Raw genomic sequence first — 17,089 nt, 5'->3', positions numbered from 1 at the left:
ATCAGGCAGCAACCCACATGGTCATCGGAGCGTAGAAGTTGTTCAGATCGAATCCGTTCTCGGAATCGATCCAGCCATCCACGTCCGAAGTCGTCGCGTCGATGAACTGGTTGAACATCGGACAGATCAGGCCGCCTTCATCACGCAGAATGGTGGACATGTCGGCATACATCTGGATCCGCTTTGTTTCGTCCAGCTCGCCGCGGGCTGCGAACAACAGCTGGTCGAACTGTTCGTTATTGAACCGCGTGTCATTCCAGTCGGCGGTCGACAGATAAGCGGTTGAGAACATGAAATCCTGCGTCGAGCGACCACCCCAGTAGCTGGTGCAGAAAGGCTGTTTGTTCCAGACCTCAGACCAATAGCCGTCATTGGGCTCGCGCTTAATCTCGATATTGATACCGGCAGCGCCACAGGATTGCTGGAACAGAGCTGCTGCGTCTGGCGCACCCGGGAACGAGTTGTCAGATGTGCGTAGCAATACCGCTCCGTCAAAGCCTGACTGCTCCAGATGGAACTTGGCCTTGTCCGGATCGTATTCGCGCTGCTCCAACTCGGTAAACAGCGGGTATGAGCTGTTGATTGGTGTGTCGTTGCCAATCGAGCCAAAGCCGAACAGGATTTTATCGACCATTTCTTGGCGGTTGATGCCGTACTTCAGCGCCATCCGCAGGTCTTTGTTGTCGAAGGGGGCGGTGTTGGCGTGCATGATGAACACATAGTGACCCGGACCAGACGTAGTGCGCAGGTTGATGTTTGGCGCGCGGCCAACCAAGTTTGCCGTGCGCGGCGGAACGCGGTTGATCATATGCACCTGACCCGACTGCAGCGCCGCGACACGCGCGGTGTCGTCGTTGATGACGATCAGTTCGATCGTGTCGGCATGGCCAACATTATCATCCCAATAGTCGGGGTTCTTTTCACCAACGAAGCGCACGCCAGGTTCGACATCGCTCAGGACATAGGGCCCGGTTCCGATTGCCGCGGTTGGATCGTCTTTACCACCATTGGGTTGAATGAGCAGGTGATAGTCGGTCAGCAGATAGGGCAGGTCGGCGTTGGGTTTGTCCAGTTCGACAATGAATTTATCACCCTCGACGCTCATGGCCTTGATGCCGCGTAGCAGTCCAAGCGCACCTGACTGCGATTCTTCGCCGGCGTGGCGCTCCATTGTGGCCAGCACGTCGTCGGCGGTCATGGTCTTACCGTTCGAGAAGTTCACACCCGAGCGAATCTTGAAGGTCCAGACGCGCGCATCGGCGGATGCCTCGAAGCTTTCGGCCAAACGCGGCCACAGACCGCCTTTGGGGTCCAGTTCCAGCAGCGGTTCGCCCCACAGACGCAGCACCTGCGTTGCAGTCGCGTTTGCGGCCAGCGCCGGATCGAGGCTGTCAGAGGAGCCGCCGCCCTGAATACCAACGCGGATGGTACCGCCTTTGACCGGTCCTGCCGCCCGTGCCGCGGTTGCGAATACGCTGCCCGCCATTGCGACGGATACACCCAGAGCAGCTGCCCGGCCCATGAATTCACGGCGCGACATTCTGCCTGCCGCCACGAGTTTAGACATGTGAGTGAGTTGATCGTTCATCCAGAAATCTCCCAATTGGTTGGATGGTCAGCCCGTTTTCGGGCTTTTTATTGACGCATGAGTCAAACTAGGCGCATTTCAGGCCGACGGGCAAGCAATAATCTGTCACCCAATGGGCCTGAAAGTCATATAAGCTTGCGTGGTATGGTATCCTCTAGCTTTTTCGAAAAAACCAAAACCTCGTTTTCATAGGCGTTTATCTGTGCGCGCAGGAAAAAATGCCCGGAATCCGACCACATTTCACACTCGGTTTCGGATCTGAGTTGGATATCATCCCGTTCAAGCTCTTGCGTCCAGCGGCATTCGCCGCGGGCCGACAGGGGATCATCTGGTTGGATTGACCATTTTTCATATGCAGTGCTGCCGTTGATCAGTCCGTGCATCTCGTCGCGGATCTTCCCGAAGTCATCCTCAATGATCATGTGCGTTTGACCCGTGTTCATGTCGATCTCAACCCTACGCGCGTTGTGCGATTCGCGCACTGTCGAGACTGGACGGGGGGATTCGGCATCTGGCGGAGCAAAGCCGCACTCGTCCCTGTGGCCCGGCTCACGCGTTGGCACGACGATTTCACCGCCGGTCAGGTGCAGCTCTGCTGTTTCGGGTGAGGGCCAAATCAATGGCCAATAGGAGCTTGAGATTGCGACCCGCAAGCGATGCCCCTTGGGTATGCGATAGGCAATATGATCAAGGTCCAGTTCGATGTCATAGCTCTCACCAGGGGTCAGAGTGGTTGGCTCGGCGTGGTCTTCGCGATGCGTCAGATTCAGTACACCATAGGTGATCCGGGTCGAGGCCCCGTCGGGGTGCAGATGGTTCAGCCGAACGGCAACCTGTGCCTGCAGTTTGTCGGCACTCAGGCGCAGCCGGATTTTGGGCGCGCCGACGATCTCGATATCATCGCCCAGTGGGGTGCTGTCGAAACAGGCCGACAGCGCATCGTCGCTCCGCTGGTCACCCGGCATGTCGGGACCAAGCCAGATCGCGCAATATTCTCCGCCTTCCATCCCGCATGTGTGCGGTGACCGGATGCGTGCATCCAGCGGGCCATCGCTGCCTAACCCGTCATCTGCGAGGCGCATTGCCACCGTAGGAAGATGCGAGGTCGCCCCCACGGTCTCGGCAATCCATCGTCCCGGTCTTTCACTGTACCAGCGCGCCGGTCGGACGCCGTTCATCACATAAGCACGATAGTCGGGATCATCCGTAACGCCGGTGTCTTCGCCCTTAAGCCAGTGATCCCACCAGCGCAGTGCCTCTTGCAGAAACCCGATGCGAGGCTCGGGGATCGCAAAATGCGGATATTTGTGAACCCAAGGGCCGACGATTCCTTTCGCTGGCGCGTCGAGCGACTCGACCAGCAATGGCACAGTGTTCTTGTAGGCGTCGCCCCAGCCGCCCACAGCAAGAGTGGCCGCGCGAATTGCGCTGAAATCTTCGCAGACCGAACCATGCCGCCAATAGGCATCGCGCGCCTGATGGCGCAGCCAGACCGATGGCAGGAAAGGTTCAGCTTCAAGCCGTTTCAGCCAGAGATCACGCCAGTTTTCCCGTAGCGCGGGGTCCGGCGCGCGCGACGAATAAGACCACATCGTCGCCCCCCAACCCAGATTCTCGTTCAGCAGACACCCGCCTTTATAATGGATGTCATCGGCATAACGATCCGCTGTCGAGCAGAGCGTGATAATCGCTTTCAAAGCCTCGGGCTGCATCGCGGCAACCTGCAGGGAGTTGAAGCCGCCCCAACTGATCCCCATCATCCCGACCGAACCGTTGCACCAAGTCTGATCCGCCAGCCACCGGATCACCTCAACGGCGTCATCCAGCTCCTGTTGCGTGTATTCATCCTCCATCAGCCCTTCGCTATCGCCATTGCCGCGCATATCGACCCGGATACAGGCATAGCCGCGCTTGGCAAACCACGGATGGGTCAGCGCATCGCGCGTCGTCGTTCCGTCACGTTTGCGGTAGGGCAAGTGCTCCAGAATAGCCGGAACAGGATTGTCGAGCGCATCCACAGGCCGCCAGACGCGTGCCGACAGGCGGCAGCCATCGGGCATGACGATACCCATGTCGGCGATGTCTTCGATTTCACGAAGTGTATTGGGGGGCTGAGCCATGGGTTTGATCTCCGGGCCAAAACTGACCCGGCCAAGATGTCAGATCAGTCCCGGATTGCAATCACCAGATCCATGACATTTGTGCCCGTGGGACCCGTGATCAGCAAAGCCCCGGCCATATCGAGGAAACTGCCGCTGTCTGCACGGTCCAGGTAGCCCTTGGCCTCGTCCGCCCATGTCTCACCTGTGACGATCGCTCCGGCCGCATCTGTTGGTCCGTCGGTGCCATCGGTGCCCCCCACGATGACCGTCAGATTTGATTGTCCGGCGATTTCACGTGCCAGGGCGAGAGCCAGCCCCTGATTGCGTCCTCCGCGCCCCGGCGTGTCGGGCAGGACAACTGTCGGTTCGCCTCCGAACACCATCACACCGTTCGGCATATCGCGCAGCTGCGCGCCGATCCGGGTTGCGACGGTTAAATAATCGTCATGCATCGCTTCTTCATCAGCCAGAACCTGAAACCCGGCCTGTTGCGCGGCCAGCGCCGCCGCATGGCGGGCATGGGCATTGGATGCGATGATCGAGGTTTGTGCCTCAAATTCTGGGGTATCGGGCAACGAACCGATGCCTGATCCGATCACGCCCAGATCGTCGCCGGGTACATCTGAAATCGCCAAAACCGTCGCGCACACGCCGTGAAAATGAGACAGCAAACCACCGCCTTTGATCCGAGACAGTTTGCGCCGTTCTGCATTCATCGCACCGATATCCAAACCATCTGCCAGCAGTTGGCGATTCAACGCTTCGAGATCGTCCAGTGTTTTGCCCGGCACGAGGTCATCGGCCAGCGACGAAGCTCCGCCCGACACCAGCAACAGCAGATGGCTACTGGCGGGCAGCCCCTCAACGGTTTCGCGCAGGGCGCGCCCTCCGGCCAGGCTGCGGGCATCGGGAACCGGGTGCGAGGCTTCAAGAACCTGGATATGCGCGGGTAGCCCCTCACCATGGCCATCCTTGGTTACTACCAGTACGGGCACATCGCCAAACCGCTCTGCCGCCGCACGCGCCATCGCGCCTGCAGCTTTTCCAACGGCCAGTATCTGGTCGGGGCGGTCCATGCCTTGCGTCGCATCCAGAGTCGACCGATAGCCATCAACGGCTGCGACGCCCGCGTGCCAGAACTCTAGTGCCTGTTGAGAAGTCTGCATCAGCTTTCCATCCAAATCGTGACTGGCCCATCATTGACCAGTTCCACCGCCATGTCGGCCCCGAACGCCCCGGTCTCGACCGGAATGCCCAAAGCTGCCAATTTGCGCGCGAACGCTTCATACAGTTGCTCACCTTCGGCCGCGGGCGCTGCCGCTGAAAAGCCGGGCCGGTTTCCCCGCGAGGTATCCGCTGCAAGTGTGAATTGGCTGACCACCAGCGCCGAGCCCTGAACATCCAGGATCGAGCGGTTCATCTTCCCTGCTTCATCCTTAAATATTCGCAGCTTCGCAATCTTTTCCGCCAGTTGCACGACCTGAGCCTCACCATCCCCTTGCATCGCGCAAACCAGGATCATCAATCCCGGCCCAGATTGACCGATCACGGCGCCATCGACGCGAACCGAAGCTCGGGAAATTCGTTGAAGCAATGCGCGCATGTTCTTGTCTTCTCGTTCAGTCAGGTTTCGGGCTCAACCGCGCCACTCGATAATCTGCTCAACCTCGGCGCGTTCTGTCCGAAACGCATTGGCCGGGTGATCAGGGTCGGGATAGCCGAAAGAGATCGCGCAAAGGATGAGGCGATCTTCCGGGATGTCGAAATAGCGATGCAGAAACGGGCCATATGATGCGACCGCTGCTTGCGGAATGGTGGCCACGCCTAAGGCTTGAGCCGCCAGAGCGAACCCTGTTACGAACCCGCCGCAATCCATCGCGCCGTATGCGCCCAGCTCTGCCGGGCTCGACAGGATCGCACAGTGCGGCGCACCGAATAGAGAAAAATTTTCCATCATCTGCCGGGCCGAGGCAGCGCGGTCGCCTTTCTCAACCCCCACGGCGTCATAAAGTGCCCAACCGCAGGCGCGTCGGCGCTCTTGATAGACGCCGGAATATCGAGTGGGGAAGGGCAGGTCAGGGGACGGTGTGCCGCTTGTTGCCTCTTGCAGGAGAGCCGCGCGGAACGCGTCGGTCTCAGGCCCGCCGATGATCGTCAGCTGCCATGGTTGTGCGTTGCACCAGCTGGGCACGCGGCTGGCACTGGCCACGATCTGTTCGATCTGATCGCGGGGCACAGGATCAGCCTTGAACGCGCGACAGGAATGGCGCGCGTGCAGCAGCTGGTTCAATGTTGAAAAGGTCACTTACCCCTCCGATCCGGTCGGCGCGAAGATGACCTGATGGTGCGCGATGCGCAAGGCCGCTATTGCTGACCGGTAGCCACCAGATAGCCAACTCCTGCCGCGATCAGCAGACCCAGAACGACAGCGATGGTGATCTTGATTGCGGACCAGGGCCTCTCACCCTGAACGCGTCCGGTCCGGCCATTGACCACAAAGCGATAAGTTTGGCCGCGATACTTGTACGCGGCCATCCACACCGGCAGGAGGATGTGCTTGAACGTGACATCACGCACGTCCGTGTCGATCGCATGGATGCGCTGCCGGTCCCCACCTATGTCAAACCGGACATCGCGTTCGATCACGCGGGCCATGTGCGCACGCGCCTCGGCATATCCGTCCTGCAATTCAACGGTATAGGCTTCGGCCCGGAATCCGGCCAGATACTCTGGCTGATAGGGCTCAAGCGCGGGCAGGTCCCATGGCTCCAGCGCATCGGTATAGGATTTTGGCAAGGATCGAGAGGCAAGCACCAGAACATCATCAAAGAACCGCGCCACGCGTCCCGATTTCGGCGTCCAACGCACCTTTGGCACCTGTTGCTGCACACGTTTGCCGTCCCGCATCACGGTGCGGGTTTCGTAGTATACGACCCCGCGCTCGCCCCGGTAGCTCGATTTGGTGTCGGCGTCGAAGGTCCAGTAGGGCACATAAATGCCCTGCATTTTTCGCCCCTTGCGCGCATACTCCTTAAGGCCATTCGGCGCGAACCAAAGCCGCCCCAACCAGTCGCCCATCGCTTTGTGGGCGCTGCGTTCATCCAGGGCGAACGGCAACACGCCGCGTGGTTTGATGTGACGGTTCACGCCCGTATCCGTAACCACCGGAGTGGCGCAGAATGGGCATTCAGCCGCATGGGTGTTCGGGTCGAACTCGACCTGCGCAGCGCAGTTCGGGCAGGTCAGTACGCGGGTTTCTTCGATCTCGCTGTCTGGTAACCGCTCCGCGATGGCTGCGTCGAAATCCAGTTCGCGCAAGCTGGCACCGCCCCAGGGACCTGCGCCAATGGGTTCGGAATGGCCACAATGATCACAGGTGAGCGTGCCATCACCCGGGTTGAACCGGTAATCCGCCCCGCACTGATCGCAGGGAAAACGGTGTTCGTCTTTGGCCATTCCAGATTCCGATCTCAGGTTGCCAATGGCCAGATCACGCGCCCGGCGGCGGAGGGGGCAGGATCGTGAACAACTGCGCCAGCTCCTGCACGTCGCCCGCCTTTTTCCACCCGTCCTGACCGGCGGTCCAGACATGGGTGTCGCGCGTCAGTTCTCCTTCAGCGGCCATACGCCCCATCTTGGCCTTCGAAAACGGCCCGCTGGTTTGTCCGTCAACCGCGATATGCCACACATGTTCGACGGGTGGCGGAGGCGGCGGCGCCGCATGCGCCGAGGGTTGCGGGGCAGCGGGGGCGGAACCGCCCCAAGGGCCGCTTGGCTGACCCGCTGCCATATTCGACATCTGCTGCGCCATCGCCATGCCCATTCCCATGCCGAGCCCTGCGCCCATGCCACCGCCCTGACCGGGGTTGTTGGCCGCCGCCGTCATCGCTTCGGCTGCCGAATATTGCGTGAATTTGCCCAAATCACCGGCAAGACCCATCGAGGTGCGCTTATCGAGCGCAGCCTCAACCGCAGGCGGCAGCGAGATATTCTCGATGTAGAACTCGGGCATCTCCAGCCCGTAACCGTCGAGAACGGGCGAGACTTCCGCAGCGATCAACTTGCCCAGATCAGCGGTGTTTGCCGCCATGTCCAGAACCGGGATGCCGGAACTGGCGATAACGCGGCTGAATTCCTGCACAATGATGTTGCGGATCTGAAAGCTGATCTCGTCCATAGTGAATTCACCATCGGTACCGACGATCTCGATCAAAAACTTGGCCGCATCTTTCACGCGTACCGTGTAGGTGCCGAACGCCCGAATGCGGGTGGGCCCGAACTCGGGGTCGCGCAGCATGATCGGATTCTTGGTGCCCCATTTCAGGTCATTGAACCGGGTCGTGTTGACGAAATAGATCTCGGACTTGAAAGGCGACTGGAACCCGTGATCCCAATGCTGCAGCGTCGTCAGGATCGGCATATTGTTGGTCTCAAGCATATAGAGACCGGGCGTGAACACATCCGCCAGCTGCCCCTCATGCACAAAGACCGCCGCCTGACCTTCGCGCACGGTCAGCTTGGCCCCGTATTTGATCTCGTGCCCCTCACGTTCGAACCGCCAGACCATGGTGTCGCGGGTATCATCGACCCAGTGAATGACGTCGATGAATTCGCCGGTCAGAAAATCAAAAATTCCCATTGGATTACTCCTGTCTTCGGGGTCAGAGCGACTGCCCCATCAATTCGCGTGCAATGATACGGACCACCGGGCGCGCCTCTTCAGCGGTCATGCCAGAGCGCAGGCGTGGGTCGTAGAGGATGGTCAGCAGCTTCTCATCATGGCTGGTGAGCAAGGCAAACTCGTCATCATCATTGAAGATCGACGGTCGGGCCTGCGGGCTGTCGTTTGGCAGACCCAGCCCCTGCGCAAGCTCTTCGTGGATACAGCTGAGGCGCACAAGATCGGGATGCTCGGACCGGATTAGGGCGACCGCTCTTGTATAAGTCTGCGGTGATCCGCTCGAGGCTGAGGCAAAAACGAAGCAATAGAACGACCGTGGCAGCTTATCAAAAAGATCAAGTTGCGCCTGTCCGATGCCAGGGATCAACTGCCGCAACCGCGCTTGTACATAAGCCGTGTCATCTTCACCCGCCACAAAGACGTGGAAATTTGCGTTGCGGCTCACGGTTGAGACCGGATGGCCCGTCAGCCGGGATAAGCGATCCGCATAGGCATTGATCTGAGCCGCGTCCAACTGCCGGACCTCAGGCGCGACCGAAGGGCCGAACTCAGGTTTGATGCGAACTGCGGCTGACCAGCGGCTCAACTGCCTACGAGTCCGGCCTGCGCCGTTTGACACGCCCTGACCGGGATATTCGTTGTAGAAGGCGATCGTCTCGAAATTGCGGGCCAGATCATCCGCGTCATATGGCGTATCCGGCCCCCCTCCATCCGTGCGCAGCAAGCCGCGGGTCAGCAGATTGTTCTCTACGCTCTGGTAGTACCGTGCCAGATCGAGGCTTGCGGCAGAGGGTTCGACATAGGCGTTGCTGGGTCCCTGCGGCTGAACCGGGCGCGGCTCGGGTACGACCGAGGTGGTCAGTACCTCGTCACAGCTGGCCAGAGCCAGCAGTGACAGGCCAAGCACAGCAGCGTTGATCCTTGGAAACGGCCACACGCGCGTTGATCCCCTTACCCGGGAACGGCGGTTCCGGCATTGTCGCCAATGCCATCCTGTCGTGCCTTTGCCGCAGCCAGCGTATCGCGCAGCTCCGCTTCCATCTTCTGCAGCTCCTCTTCGGCTGCGGCGCGTTTGGCTTTGCCTTCATCCGCAATCGCAAGGCTTTCGTTGATCGTGCCGATCAGGTCTGCATTGGCCTGCTTGACCGCTTCGATGTCGAACACGCCGCGCTCCATCTCTTCGCGGATCATCTTGTTGGATTCGCGCAAATTAGCCGCGTTTGAGGTCAGCAGCTCATTGGTCAGATCATTGGCATCGCGAACCGCTGCCGCCGCTTCGGCGCTGCGCTGAATGGTGACCGCTTGTGCCAGCTGCGTCTCCCACAGTGGCACGGTGTTGACCAGAGTCGAGTTGATCTTGGTCACCAGCGATTTGTCATTCTCCTGCACCAACCGGATCGAGGGCAGCGACTGCATCGTCACCTGCCGTGTCAGTTTCAGGTCATGCACCCGGCGTTCCAGATCGTCGCGGGCGGCGCGCAGGTCACGCAGTTCCTGTGCTTTCATCACTTGCTGGTCCTCGGGCGCGGCCTGAACCTCGGCCTCTTTCTCTGGAATGTCGTGGCTGTCCAACTCGGTCAGCTTTTCTTCTCCGGCCGCGATGTAAAGCGCCAGCTCGTCATAGAAATCCAGCGTCTTTTCATAGAGCAGATCAAGGGATTTGATGTCTTTCAGCAGCGTATGCTCATGCCCCAGAAGGTTGTCCGTGATCCGGTCGATCTGGCTCTGAACCTCTTCGTACTTCGCGGTGAATTTGGCGAAGGGCGCGGCCTTGCCCAGCAGTTTTTCCCACCAGCTGCGTTCACGCCGAACGTCCAGCTCGCTGACCGAAAAGCCGCGTATCGTGGTGACGATGTTGCGCAGGCTGTCGCCCGCTGGCCCCACATCCTTGTTTCGTACATCGGCCAGCATCGCCTGGCTGATCTCTTGCAGTTCTGCCTGAGCAGAGGAGCCGAATGACACGATCGAATTGGTGTCGTCCATGTCGATCTCTCCCATCCGTTTGCGGATCTCGGCGCTCACGGGCTCGTCCGCCTCTTCCAGCGGGATAATGTCGGTCCGCGGTTCGGGCAGCGTGACTGCAGTCACTTCCTGCACCAGCGTTTCCGCTTCGACCGCTTTATTCTTGATATCATCGGACATGGGGATAATCCTCGTTCAAATAGTGGCCGGTCAATCCAACCGGACGCCTTCGCGCTGCAACCGATCGCGCAGCACATCAATTTCAACCGTCAGATCACTGCGGTCATCCAATAGCATTTTTCGCGTCCGTGCCGCGAAATTCTGTTCCAGATCGTCCAGAAGTGCAGAGTAATCCTCAAGCGCTTGCGCATCGCGGGTGCGGGCGTAGACGTCCGAGAACTTCACGGTCGCATCGCGCGCACCCTGCAAGTAGACCGTCAGATACCTCCTAGCACCCGCCAGATCACGCGGATCTTCCTCGACCGTGCGAAACAGATCGCGGGCGGTGTCCTGAAAGCGTTCGACACGCGCTTCGATACGGCGGTCGCCGGCGCGTTTGATTGCATCGGTCATCTCGGTCAGGTGGGTCTCGGCATCTTCAACCACGCGCGCCACGCGGTCTTGCTGGAAGGTATCGATCCCCTCCATCCCTTTGTCTTTCATCGGGTCGAGGCCGAATGCGACCGAATGCAAAACAGTTGCAGAGACGCCAAACAACACTGGGGCCAGCAAGCTCACTTGTGAGGCTGTTTCAGCGCCCAGAAACTCGGTTCTGTACGAGGCCAAAGCAGCGCCCAAGCCAGTCAGAACGCTGGAGAAAATCTTGCGCGGAAAGGCAGGTCTGCGTGCGGTGCGGCGTGCGTTGTACGCGGCCTCGGCCCGCAATCCTTCGCGCAGCAGGAAGGCGGCCGCAGTCAGCAGCCCCGCCGCGACCAAGCCGATGGTCATGCCGATGGCGCCGTCGTTCAGCGACAGGAATACCAGCGGAATGGCGGGAACAAACAGCACATTCGCGCGCGCGCCTGCGGGTTCGACACGGGCGCCATCAAACTGACCGCGTCCAGACTGATCCTGTGCAGAAGCATCGCCTTGCGGGCTGAATTTGCCGCCGTATCGTTTGGCCATATCCTTACAGGCCCCCCAGCAGACCGGTGCAAACGCCGAACAGCAGCACCAACAGGGCCGCATAGGCCAATTTTTGTACTCCGGTGCCGGACATGGTGCCCCCCAACTATGGCTGTCACAGAAAAGTTAGGCGATACGCGGGCTTGGCGCTAGGGGGAAGGTTGAATAACCCGCGTCACTTGCGAGGTTTCTTGCCGACCGCCGGTCTTTTGCGTTGTGGTCGTGCGGGTCGCTTTGCCGGAGCTTTACCGCCATCCTCAGCGCCGAGCCCCAGTTGGTCGCGCATGACACGGCGGCGGATTTCCTCAACCTCGCCGGATTTCAGATCGCCCAGCTGGAATGGGCCGTAAGAAACCCGCAAAAGTCGGTTCACCACATAGCCGATATCTTCGATGGCGCGACGGATCTCGCGGTTCTTGCCTTCGCGCAACCCGATGGTCAGCCAGGCGTTCGCACCTTGCTGACGGTCCAGTGTGACTGTCATGGGTTGAAACCGCTCTCCGTCAATCACCAGACCCTTGCGCAGCGGTGCGAAGTCTTCATCCTTGGGCCGCCCGTTCACCCGCACCCGGTATTTGCGCAGCCATCCGGTCGAGGGCAGTTCCAGCTTGCGCTTGATGCCGCCATCATTGGTCAGCAGCAGCAACCCTTCTGAGTTCAGATCGAGTCGCCCAACGCTCATGACCCGCGGCATATCCTCGGGCAGGTCGTCAAAGATTGTCTTGCGGCCCTTTTCATCGCGCGCTGTGGTCACCAGACCCGGCGGCTTGTGATACAGCCACAGGCGCGAGGGTTCGGGTTCCGATACCGGCCTACCATCGACAGTAATTTTGTCCTTTGAGGTGACGTTAAGGGCAGGGCTGCTAATCGCCTTGCCGTTCACCGTCACACGACCGGCTTCGATCATGCGCTCAGCCTCGCGGCGCGAGGCGACGCCGGCGCGGGCCAGCACTTTGGCGATCCGGTCGCCGGGAGGAGGGGTGTTGGTCATCCCCCGGCCATAGCCTATCCCGGCGGCTTGCGAAAGGCAGGTTTCTGAGGCAGTCAGAGGTATGGAGTTCAGATCGCACATGAAACTGGCGCTAGAGCAGGCGCAAGCTGCAGCGGATCGCGGTGAAGTGCCTGTGGGTGCGGCCATCATTGGGCCAGATGGGCAGGTCGTTGCGGTAGATGGCAACCGAACCCGCGAATTGAACGATCCCACTGCCCATGCCGAGATATTGGCGCTGCGTGCCGCCTGCGCTGCGGCCGAGTCAGAACGGCTGCCAGATCACGATCTATACGTGACGCTGGAACCTTGCGCCATGTGTGCGGCGGCACTGGCTGCGGCGCGTATCCGGCGTGTGTATTACGGTGCATCCGATCCGAAATCGGGCGGCGTCGCCCATGGCGCGCGGGTATTTTCGCATCCGCAGTCACATCATACACCTGAAATCTATGATGGGATCGGTGCCGAAGAGGCTGAGCTATTGCTCAAGGATTTCTTCGCAAGGCGACGTTAGCACGCTACCATCTCAGGCTGTAAACCGTGTGATTACCCGGCAGACCTTTCAGGGAAACCGATCTAGGTGCACCAAAGGTCAGCGCCTCATGCCCGTCCACCAAAAGCTGGGTTGCGTCAGACAAACAGACCTCTCCCGGTGCGGCAGAGGCCGCAACTCGGGCGGCTTTGTTCACCACCGTTCCAAAGAAATCGTCATCGGTCTGGATTACATCCCCCGTATGTACACCTACGCGAATCTGCAGGGGCGGCTCGCCCTTCTCTGTCGCGTTGCGTCGTTGCAGGTCGGCGGCGGCCATCAACGCCGCCCGCGCCGAGGAGAAGCTGGACATAGTTCCATCCCCCAGCGATTTCACCAGCGTTCCACTTTGCGCTTCGATGACTTCACGAGCCAATTCAAAGTGTTTTTGAATTGCGTCGGTCCACACCCGGTCTCCGAGCTTTTCGGCGATAGCAGAGGAATTGACGATGTCAGTGAACATGACCGATGCCATTCCCTCGCGCTGAGCCTGACGAAACCCGTCACGCGCGGCTGCAACCAACGCGTCCAACGCTTTGTGCTCGATACCGAGTTTCTCCATGTTCGGGATCGGGTTTGACACGTGGCAGTGCACCATCTTCCACACACCGTCTTCCAGATGCAGGATAAAGGTAAAGCGGTGCACCATCGCCCTCTGGTTGCTGGCAAAGCGCAACGTGGCCACGCAGTTGGCCCAGCCAACCGGGCCGCATTCAAACGCCTCCAGACTGTGTTCCTGCCAGTCGTAATCCGGAATTTCGGCCACGTGATCGGGAAAGCCTTTGCGAAACAAGGAGCCAGACCAGAACTCGCCGTGAGCTGAGCCCTGATATCTCAGATGTTCTGAAGTCGAAAGCATATTGAACAGTGCCGCACCGTCCTTGTCACGAACCGCTTGGTTCCACCGCCGCACCACCGCGATCAATTCTGGCGAAGGGCGGATTGGCTGGTTCATACCCCTTTCACCACCATTTCGCGTGGGATATCAGCCAGAGGCTGGCCGCCATCGCCTGTCACCACAAAACTCTCGGTAATTGCCAACCCCCAATCCGGGGTCCAGAGGCCGGGCATCAGGTGAAATGTCATGTTTTCCTGAAGTTCTGTCGTATCTCCGGGCCGCAGGCTCATGGTGCGTTCGCCCCAATCGGGTGGATAGCTGAGCCCGATGGGATAGCCGGTTCTGTTAGCTTTGACATATCCGGCGCGGGCGAAGCTATCATAGACGCAGGCCGCCACCTCTTCGCACGTCGTACCCGAGCGGGCAGCCGCCAAGGCATCGTCGATGGCCGCCAGAACCGCAGCTTCGGCCCGGTGGATATTGCTGGGGGGATCCCCGAGATAGAGGCTGCGACTGGCCGGGCAGTGATACCGGCGATAGCAGCCTGAAATCTCGAAATAGGTTGCCTCTCCACGCGCCAGAGGCCGGTCGTTCCAGGTAATGTGCGAGGCGGAAGCTTCACGGCCCGAAGGGGCTATCGGTACGATTGCTGGGTAATCCCCCGCAAGACCGGGCAGTCCGGCGATACCAGCGGCCTGCACTTCGGCAACCAGTTGGTTTTTGGGCAGACCTTCCCGAAACGCGTCGCGCAGAACGCCGTGCATATGCGCTGTCAGTTGGCCCGCTTTGCGCATCATCCCGATCTCGGCGTCGCTTTTGACGGCGCGCTGCCAGTTCACGAGGCCGGTGGCGTCAACCAGTGTCCCGAAAGCGGTTTCAAGAATGCGGTGGCTGGCGGCTGAGTAGTAATAGTTGTCCATCTCAACCCCCAACCCTGTGGTCCAACCGCGTTCGCGCAATGCGAGGACAAGAGCATCGACCGGGTGGTGATCAGGGTGCTGCACATGCTCTTCGGGCCAGTCCAGCAGGTCCGATGGTTCCAGCCATGTGGTCTGCGCCGCACCGGCCTTATCCTGCGTCCGGCCCCACCAGAGCGGTGAGCCTTGCGCGGGCAGGATCACCATCTGCGGGACATAGAAACTCCACCCGTCATAGCCTGTGAGCCAGGCCATGTTAGAGGGATCGTTGATCAGCAGGGTCTCAATCCCGCGTTGCGCCATAGCTGTGCGGGTTTTGCTGATGCGAGTCGCGTATTCCTGCGCGCTGAAATCAGAAGCTGGCATCAGAGTGTGATCGCCTGCATGATTTCAGGTTCGATCACATCGACCCCCGGCAGACCTTCTTTCAAAGCCTCAGCCGACTGCTCAAGGATCGGGAAGGTTTTGTAGTGGCAGGGTATCACCGTCTTGAAGTTGAAATAGCGCTTGGCCGCATAGGCCGTGCCTTTCATGTCCATGGTGAAATGGCCGCCTGCCGACAGAATGCCGATATCGGGTTTATAGTAATCCCCCATCCAGTCCATATCCGCCATGATGTCGGTATCGCCTGAGACATAGACCATGTGACCTTCGGCGGCGATCATGTATCCAACCTCGGTCCCACCTGTGCGCAGTCCGTCGGGTGTAGAAAAGGTCGAGCTGTGAGACGCCGGAACCATCGAGACCTTCACGCCGTTCAGATCCACCGTGCCGCCTTTATTGAAGCCAACGGTCTCGATCCCTTCGGCTTCGGCCCAATAGCCCATCAGATCATATTGCCCGACAACGGGAACTTTCAGGTGCTTTGCAAGCGGCAATACATCAACAACGTGGTCGAAATGAGTATGGGTCAGCAGTATGTGGGTCGCGCCAGCGACCGCGGCGTCATGCTGATCCTCAGACAGCACTGGGTTGCCCGTCAGCCACGGATCGATCAGCAGAACCTGTCCTGCGGTTTCAATGCGAAAGCTGCCATGCCCCAGCCAGATGATATTCATAAAGATTCCTCCCACTTTGTGCTTGGAGCCAGCCTAGCATCGGCTATGTAAAAATCCATGGATTGGACGCAGGAAATCGATGGTTATTGTGAGCGGCTTTCGCCCGCTTATTGGGCCGAGCCAGTTAACGCCGTGACCAATGCCGCATTCCTGATCGCAGCATTCATCATGTGGCGGCGCGTGCGCGGGCAGGGGATGCCGCTGGCGATGGCTTTGGTAGCGGTGCTGGCGCTGATCGGAATTGGAAGCTACCTGTTTCACACTCATGCGCAGGTCTGGGCCGCGCTGACCGATGTCACTCCGATCCTGCTGTACATCCTTATCTACATATTCGCTATTAACCGTGATGTCTGTGGAATACGGACGCTCTATGCGCTTGGGCTAACGGCATTGTTCTTTCCATATGCAGCCCTGACCGTTCCCATCTTTCAGCTGTTGCCCGGGCTTGGGGGCTCGGCGGTCTATGCACCAGTTCCTCTGTTGATTCTCGTCTATGCTTTTCTATTGCGTCAGAGAGAGCCGGAAACCGCACGTGGTCTGGCAATAGGGGCGGTGATCCTGATCGCCTCAATCACGTTCCGAGCGTTGGATGAGCCCATTTGTTTGCGCCTGCCGATGGGAACGCATTTCATGTGGCACATCCTGAATGCGACGATGCTGGGCTGGATGATCGAAGTCTATCGCAGAGCCGTTGTCGCAAAACGCTTTGCGTCAGTCTCGAAACGCGGCGGCTAGCGCGTCAGGCAGATCGAACTCTTTCAAAACCCGCGCGCGGCCTTCGGCAGACATCTTGAGAGCCGTTTTCTCAACGATACGCTGGATTTTCTCGGCTGAATGCTTGGCTGCGAACGGCGCGAAATACCATTTCAGGAACACAAAGCAGATTACGTCCTCAAGGGCCTGAACTTCGGTATCACGCTTGATTCCCTGTTTGCGCAGCATCTTCTCGGCGGCCTCGATCTGATCCACGCCGTATTCGGCCTGCTCCATCAGGCCGCGCACGACATCGGCGTGGTACACGCCCTGCGCTTTGCGCCAGGCCAGATAGCCCGCGCGGCCTTCGGGATACTCGGTGCGCTTCAGCTTCCAGCGCTCGACATGCTGTCCGCGCGCTGCAATCCGCAGGGCATCTGATGAGTCGGGGAATAAGCGATCCAGTTCGGCGCTCATGCGTTGGCCATAAAGCAGCGCTTCGGGCTGGCCATCCTCAAGGTTGGGATCCTCTGCGTTGGCCGCATCGATTGCATTCAGAACTGCTTGCTTGCGAGTGCTCATCTTCCGCTCCGTTAGCTTGCCTG

The 17,089-nt window shown here is 59.5% G+C and carries 17 protein-coding genes; 2 read left to right on the top strand and 15 right to left on the bottom strand.

What is annotated here, in order from left to right; genetic code table 11:
• Position 1: 1 nt before the first annotated feature.
• The 11 genes from ACR0NF_RS11785 to ACR0NF_RS11735 form a co-directional block, all read right to left on the bottom strand.
• Positions 2-1,588, bottom strand: a complete 1,587-nt coding sequence (locus tag ACR0NF_RS11785) for an ABC transporter substrate-binding protein (protein WP_480470484.1) — start codon at positions 1,586-1,588, stop codon at positions 2-4.
• A 125-nt stretch (positions 1,589-1,713) separates the two neighbouring features.
• Entirely contained in the window at positions 1,714-3,708 is a 1,995-nt protein-coding gene (locus ACR0NF_RS11780) for a CocE/NonD family hydrolase (protein ID WP_480778294.1), read from the bottom strand.
• Between the two features lie 44 nt (positions 3,709-3,752).
• A complete protein-coding gene (locus ACR0NF_RS11775; protein WP_480778293.1) occupies positions 3,753-4,856 on the bottom strand; it encodes a glycerate kinase type-2 family protein in 1,104 nt (367 codons plus the stop codon).
• Entirely contained in the window at positions 4,856-5,293 is a 438-nt protein-coding gene (gene dtd / locus ACR0NF_RS11770; protein ID WP_480470481.1) for a D-aminoacyl-tRNA deacylase, read from the bottom strand. The genes ACR0NF_RS11775 and dtd overlap by 1 nt, the downstream gene beginning before the upstream one ends.
• Before the next feature lie 33 nt (positions 5,294-5,326).
• Positions 5,327-5,995 carry a nitroreductase gene (locus ACR0NF_RS11765; protein ID WP_480778292.1) on the bottom strand — a complete coding sequence of 223 codons (669 nt, stop codon included), beginning with the start codon at positions 5,993-5,995 and terminating at the stop codon, positions 5,327-5,329.
• 59 nt (positions 5,996-6,054) lie between these two features.
• Complete coding sequence (locus ACR0NF_RS11760; protein WP_480658405.1) at positions 6,055-7,146, bottom strand: TFIIB-type zinc finger domain-containing protein; 1,092 nt, start codon at positions 7,144-7,146, stop codon at positions 6,055-6,057.
• Between the two features lie 34 nt (positions 7,147-7,180).
• Positions 7,181-8,329, bottom strand: coding sequence for an SPFH domain-containing protein (locus tag ACR0NF_RS11755; protein ID WP_480778291.1), 1,149 nt, complete (start codon positions 8,327-8,329; stop codon positions 7,181-7,183).
• A gap of 22 nt (positions 8,330-8,351) precedes the next feature.
• The gene (locus ACR0NF_RS11750; RefSeq protein ID WP_480658401.1) at positions 8,352-9,308 is read right to left on the bottom strand and encodes a DUF2927 domain-containing protein; all 957 of its coding nucleotides are present in this window, start codon (positions 9,306-9,308) and stop codon (positions 8,352-8,354) included.
• Between the two features lie 14 nt (positions 9,309-9,322).
• A complete protein-coding gene (locus ACR0NF_RS11745; RefSeq protein ID WP_480470476.1) occupies positions 9,323-10,513 on the bottom strand; it encodes a toxic anion resistance protein in 1,191 nt (396 codons plus the stop codon).
• 30 nt (positions 10,514-10,543) lie between these two features.
• Entirely contained in the window at positions 10,544-11,458 is a 915-nt protein-coding gene (locus tag ACR0NF_RS11740) for a 5-bromo-4-chloroindolyl phosphate hydrolysis family protein (RefSeq protein WP_480778290.1), read from the bottom strand.
• A 175-nt stretch (positions 11,459-11,633) separates the two neighbouring features.
• Positions 11,634-12,530: a pseudouridine synthase gene (locus tag ACR0NF_RS11735; protein WP_480470474.1), complete on the bottom strand. Its 897-nt coding sequence runs from the start codon at positions 12,528-12,530 to the stop codon at positions 11,634-11,636.
• Between ACR0NF_RS11735 and ACR0NF_RS11730 the strand changes: the two genes are divergently transcribed.
• A complete protein-coding gene (locus tag ACR0NF_RS11730) occupies positions 12,511-12,960 on the top strand; it encodes a nucleoside deaminase (protein ID WP_480470473.1) in 450 nt (149 codons plus the stop codon). The two genes, ACR0NF_RS11735 and ACR0NF_RS11730, sit on opposite strands and share 20 nt — an antisense overlap.
• A gap of 4 nt (positions 12,961-12,964) precedes the next feature.
• On the opposite strand, the gene ACR0NF_RS11725 is transcribed toward ACR0NF_RS11730, so the two are convergent.
• The 3 genes from ACR0NF_RS11725 to ACR0NF_RS11715 are packed head-to-tail and all read right to left on the bottom strand — an operon-like array spanning position 12,965 to position 15,791.
• Entirely contained in the window at positions 12,965-13,933 is a 969-nt protein-coding gene (locus ACR0NF_RS11725) for an adenylate/guanylate cyclase domain-containing protein (RefSeq protein WP_480667563.1), read from the bottom strand.
• On the bottom strand, positions 13,930-15,099 hold the full coding sequence (locus tag ACR0NF_RS11720; RefSeq protein WP_480778289.1) for a M24 family metallopeptidase: 1,170 nt from the start codon (positions 15,097-15,099) through the stop codon (positions 13,930-13,932). Before ACR0NF_RS11720 ends, ACR0NF_RS11725 begins: the two co-directional genes overlap by 4 nt.
• A complete protein-coding gene (locus ACR0NF_RS11715) occupies positions 15,099-15,791 on the bottom strand; it encodes a metal-dependent hydrolase (protein ID WP_480470470.1) in 693 nt (230 codons plus the stop codon). The genes ACR0NF_RS11720 and ACR0NF_RS11715 overlap by 1 nt, the downstream gene beginning before the upstream one ends.
• A 57-nt stretch (positions 15,792-15,848) precedes the next feature.
• On the opposite strand from ACR0NF_RS11715, the gene ACR0NF_RS11710 reads away from it, so the two are divergent.
• Positions 15,849-16,526 carry a ceramidase domain-containing protein gene (locus ACR0NF_RS11710; RefSeq protein WP_480778288.1) on the top strand — a complete coding sequence of 226 codons (678 nt, stop codon included), beginning with the start codon at positions 15,849-15,851 and terminating at the stop codon, positions 16,524-16,526.
• Here ACR0NF_RS11710 and ACR0NF_RS11705 read toward each other — a convergent pair.
• Positions 16,503-17,066, bottom strand: coding sequence for a DUF4202 domain-containing protein (locus ACR0NF_RS11705; protein ID WP_480667560.1), 564 nt, complete (start codon positions 17,064-17,066; stop codon positions 16,503-16,505). The genes ACR0NF_RS11710 and ACR0NF_RS11705 overlap by 24 nt on opposite strands.
• Between the last annotated feature and the right edge of the window lie 23 nt (positions 17,067-17,089).

Source organism: Ruegeria sp. CF4 (assembly GCF_056537345.1).
Note: the sequence above shows the minus strand (reverse complement) of the source record. Positions and strands in the feature narration are given on the sequence as shown.

What these genes read in the sequence shown, in the direction of transcription:
- ACR0NF_RS11785 (WP_480470484.1), bottom strand. Translation starts at nt 1,588, where the DNA reads ATGAACGATCAACTCACTCACATGTCTAAACTCGTGGCGGCAGGCAGA.
- ACR0NF_RS11780 (WP_480778294.1), bottom strand. Translation starts at nt 3,708, where the DNA reads ATGGCTCAGCCCCCCAATACACTTCGTGAAATCGAAGACATCGCCGAC.
- ACR0NF_RS11775 (WP_480778293.1), bottom strand. Translation starts at nt 4,856, where the DNA reads ATGCAGACTTCTCAACAGGCACTAGAGTTCTGGCACGCGGGCGTCGCA.
- dtd (WP_480470481.1), bottom strand. Translation starts at nt 5,293, where the DNA reads ATGCGCGCATTGCTTCAACGAATTTCCCGAGCTTCGGTTCGCGTCGAT.
- ACR0NF_RS11760 (WP_480658405.1), bottom strand. Translation starts at nt 7,146, where the DNA reads ATGGCCAAAGACGAACACCGTTTTCCCTGCGATCAGTGCGGGGCGGAT.
- ACR0NF_RS11755 (WP_480778291.1), bottom strand. Translation starts at nt 8,329, where the DNA reads ATGGGAATTTTTGATTTTCTGACCGGCGAATTCATCGACGTCATTCAC.
- ACR0NF_RS11745 (WP_480470476.1), bottom strand. Translation starts at nt 10,513, where the DNA reads ATGTCCGATGATATCAAGAATAAAGCGGTCGAAGCGGAAACGCTGGTG.
- ACR0NF_RS11740 (WP_480778290.1), bottom strand. Translation starts at nt 11,458, where the DNA reads ATGGCCAAACGATACGGCGGCAAATTCAGCCCGCAAGGCGATGCTTCT.
- ACR0NF_RS11730 (WP_480470473.1), top strand. Translation starts at nt 12,511, where the DNA reads ATGGAGTTCAGATCGCACATGAAACTGGCGCTAGAGCAGGCGCAAGCT.
- ACR0NF_RS11735 (WP_480470474.1), bottom strand. Translation starts at nt 12,530, where the DNA reads ATGTGCGATCTGAACTCCATACCTCTGACTGCCTCAGAAACCTGCCTT.
- ACR0NF_RS11725 (WP_480667563.1), bottom strand. Translation starts at nt 13,933, where the DNA reads ATGAACCAGCCAATCCGCCCTTCGCCAGAATTGATCGCGGTGGTGCGG.
- ACR0NF_RS11720 (WP_480778289.1), bottom strand. Translation starts at nt 15,099, where the DNA reads ATGCCAGCTTCTGATTTCAGCGCGCAGGAATACGCGACTCGCATCAGC.
- ACR0NF_RS11715 (WP_480470470.1), bottom strand. Translation starts at nt 15,791, where the DNA reads ATGAATATCATCTGGCTGGGGCATGGCAGCTTTCGCATTGAAACCGCA.
- ACR0NF_RS11710 (WP_480778288.1), top strand. Translation starts at nt 15,849, where the DNA reads ATGGATTGGACGCAGGAAATCGATGGTTATTGTGAGCGGCTTTCGCCC.
- ACR0NF_RS11705 (WP_480667560.1), bottom strand. Translation starts at nt 17,066, where the DNA reads ATGAGCACTCGCAAGCAAGCAGTTCTGAATGCAATCGATGCGGCCAAC.